The sequence below is a fragment of the Brunnivagina elsteri CCALA 953 genome (assembly GCF_002289455.1).
In the GTDB taxonomy this organism is placed as follows: domain Bacteria; phylum Cyanobacteriota; class Cyanobacteriia; order Cyanobacteriales; family Nostocaceae; genus Brunnivagina; species Brunnivagina elsteri.
Map to the genome: position 1 here is coordinate 1 of NZ_NTFS01000594.1, position 2,868 is coordinate 2,868.

At 37.3% G+C, this 2,868-nt stretch carries 2 protein-coding genes; one reads left to right on the plus strand and one right to left on the minus strand.

Going from position 1 to position 2,868, the window contains the following annotated elements:
• Positions 1-366: 366 nt before the first annotated feature.
• Positions 367-1,242 (plus strand): Npun_R2479 family HD domain-containing metalloprotein, encoded by an 876-nt coding sequence (locus CK510_RS28795; RefSeq protein WP_095724895.1) that lies wholly within the window; start codon positions 367-369, stop codon positions 1,240-1,242.
• Between the two features lie 111 nt (positions 1,243-1,353).
• Here CK510_RS28795 and CK510_RS28800 read toward each other — a convergent pair whose 3' ends face one another.
• A complete protein-coding gene (locus tag CK510_RS28800; protein WP_095724896.1) occupies positions 1,354-2,451 on the minus strand; it encodes a fatty acid desaturase family protein in 1,098 nt (365 codons plus the stop codon).
• Positions 2,452-2,868 lie beyond the last annotated feature (417 nt).

The window sequence follows — 2,868 nt, forward strand, 5'->3', positions numbered from 1 at the left end:
TAGACGCGCAAGCGGCTTCTGTAAGTAGCAAGCTACAGTATGACAGAAGTCCAGATTTTACCCGTTTGCAGTATATTCATGCTCAATAACTTAATTCAAGCCTTTAATATTCAGATAACCTTACTCAGTGATAATACTTATTTATCTCTTTTGTTTTGCATCTTAAGTAACCAATCGCATATCCTGTGATTAGGACAGAAATATTTTCCTTGTCTGTGCAGTTAATCCTTAAATATCAAGAAAGCTTAGACTTGCTTGGAAAACTTGAAGGATAAACTTGTACCACCCAGTAAATTCATTAAGCCACAACTTAATGAGGAAATTTCAAAGAAGCCATAAATAACTGAATATTAAGAAGTAACTAACATGTTCAATACCACGGAAATTTTAATTGATGCATTTGTGAATCAGATTCGAGAGGGATACCGACGCACTTACGGATGTCTGAAGACAGATTATCAGGATATCATAGCTTGGGCAGGCAGTATGGCTTTAGAAAATATTGCCAATAGCGATGCCCTGTATCATAATGTCGAACATTCAATATTGGTTACTCTCGTAGGACAGGAAATTCTGCGCGGTAAGCACATTCGTGAAGGTGGAGTATCTAGCGAAGACTGGTTGCACTTCATTATTTCCTTAGTCTGCCATGATATTGGTTATGTTAGAGGAGTATGCCGTCAGGATCAAGAAATAGAGGGTTTGTACTCAACAGGTAGAGATGGAAAAATGATTTCCTTGTTACCAGGAGCATCAGACGCAAGCATGACACCGTATCATGTCGATCGGGCTAAATTATTTATCGATGAAAGATTTGGTGGACATAACCTCATTGATGCAGAGGTGATTAAAACCAATATAGAACTAACACGCTTTCCCGTACCTGCCGCAGAAGATCATCAAGGAACAGAGAGTTTTGCTGGTTTAGTTCGTGCAGCAGATTTAATTGGACAATTAAGCGATCCGCGTTATTTAAAGAAAATCACCTCTTTATTCTACGAGTTTGAAGAAACCGGAATGAACAAAGTTTTGGGGTATAAAACACCTGCTGACTTGCGGAAAAATTACGCCAAGTTTTATTGGAATGGGGTATTTCCCTATATTCAGGATGGATTACATTATTTATCCCTAACCCAGCAAGGCAAACAAATTATGGCAAATTTATATTCCAACGTGTTTGTTGTGGAACACGAGCGTCAACTGGAGGAAAAGCTGTATTTAGTGGAAAGACTTCATGCTTAGGAATATCTCGCTTGTAGTCGCGATGGTGCAAGATACCCGTCTTATCAACGATCGCAATTTCGTCATGGTTCGATAATATGTTTGACTGAAATATTGCGATCGCGGTTTTTATTATTCTTCTATTGCTCTAGACAATGGACAAGAAACAATCTTTTTATTAGACCAATCAGTGAAGGTGTTTTCACTGTGGTAATGTCTGGGGGTATTCATCAGCAAAAACCAAGCTTCTTTGGCATCGATTAAGTTATATCTTTCTGGATAATGTTGAATCAGTAATTCCTGAACTAGTGGATAGTAATTGGAATTCATCCCCGGAAAAATATGATGTTCGGTATGATAAGAGAAATTGAGATGTAATAAATCGAATATTTTGGGAACCCGCAAAGATACACTATTAATCAGAGGGTCATTGATATCGGTCATTTCACAAATTAAGTGATTTGTATAGATATAAAACATTGACCCTGCATAGCCAATCGCAATTGGTAAAACATAAGCTAATGCTATCTTCAAGGGGTGGAATTGCAAATACGCCAAAATACTTCCATGAGCTGCAATAATTCCCAACCACTCAACAGCGATTAATCGCCTTTCCTTGGCGCTAATTGTGAAAGCAGCAGGAACATAACTGACAGATTTACTATTAAATAATAGCACCGAAGTCAAATTCCGAAAATTATGTACTGCCCAAGCCGATGTCATCCCCAGCAACAACCCCAGAGGATGGACTTCCGCAGAAGGGACAAATGTATCCTGAATCCATTTCCCCCAAGTGTTAGATTGACTTGATAAATAATTGCGATCGGGGTCATCCAGAGAATTAGTTTTGTTATGATGTTCTCGATTGTGAACCGCTTTCCAAAAAGTTGGCGGCATTCCCAACATTATCATCCCTAAAAATCCAAAAAAATAAACTAGGCGATGATTTTTAATTACACTATTATGCATTAGCTCATGGGAGCTAAATAGCAAAACCACAATACTATTACCCATCACCAATGATAAGGGTAAATACAACCATAAAAAATATACAGACCACTTATCTAAATAAGATGCAATACCCCAACCAAGAAGCAAGATGACAACATTAATTAGCTGGATAATTAATTTATTTTGGTCTGGGATAAATGCTTGCTCTGGTAATAATGGACGCAATTCTTTCGCATACAAACCTTGGCGAATCAAGTTTTTTTCGTCACAAACTGTCATAAATCATTGGTGATTTTATTAATTGTTTAAGCTATGGAAATCAAACATTAAGCGATGACTCAGACTAATACCTTTGATGCTTAGGGCTGAATATATACGCTCAATTGGAAAACACGAATGTAATTTTTATTTCCATCTCAAAAGATATTAACGAGTATATACCCTTACGGGAATATGTAAATAGAATTTGCTATCAAATTAGCCGGAAAATATTTTTACATTCACCAAATATTTTGATTGACAAAATCCTTACTTCAATGTACACGGAACCGCAGTAGAATCTAATTTCTAATTCGTGATTTCTGGATTTTACTCAAATGGACTTAGAAAACTCCACAAAATGAATGATCCTGTTTTGTCATGCTGAGGAACGAAGCATCTTTGCGAGATTCTGAGTCCCAAGGGGACACGCTACGC

What these genes read in the sequence shown, in the direction of transcription:
- CK510_RS28800 (WP_095724896.1), bottom strand. Translation starts at nt 2,451, where the DNA reads ATGACAGTTTGTGACGAAAAAAACTTGATTCGCCAAGGTTTGTATGCG.
- CK510_RS28795 (WP_095724895.1), top strand. Translation starts at nt 367, where the DNA reads ATGTTCAATACCACGGAAATTTTAATTGATGCATTTGTGAATCAGATT.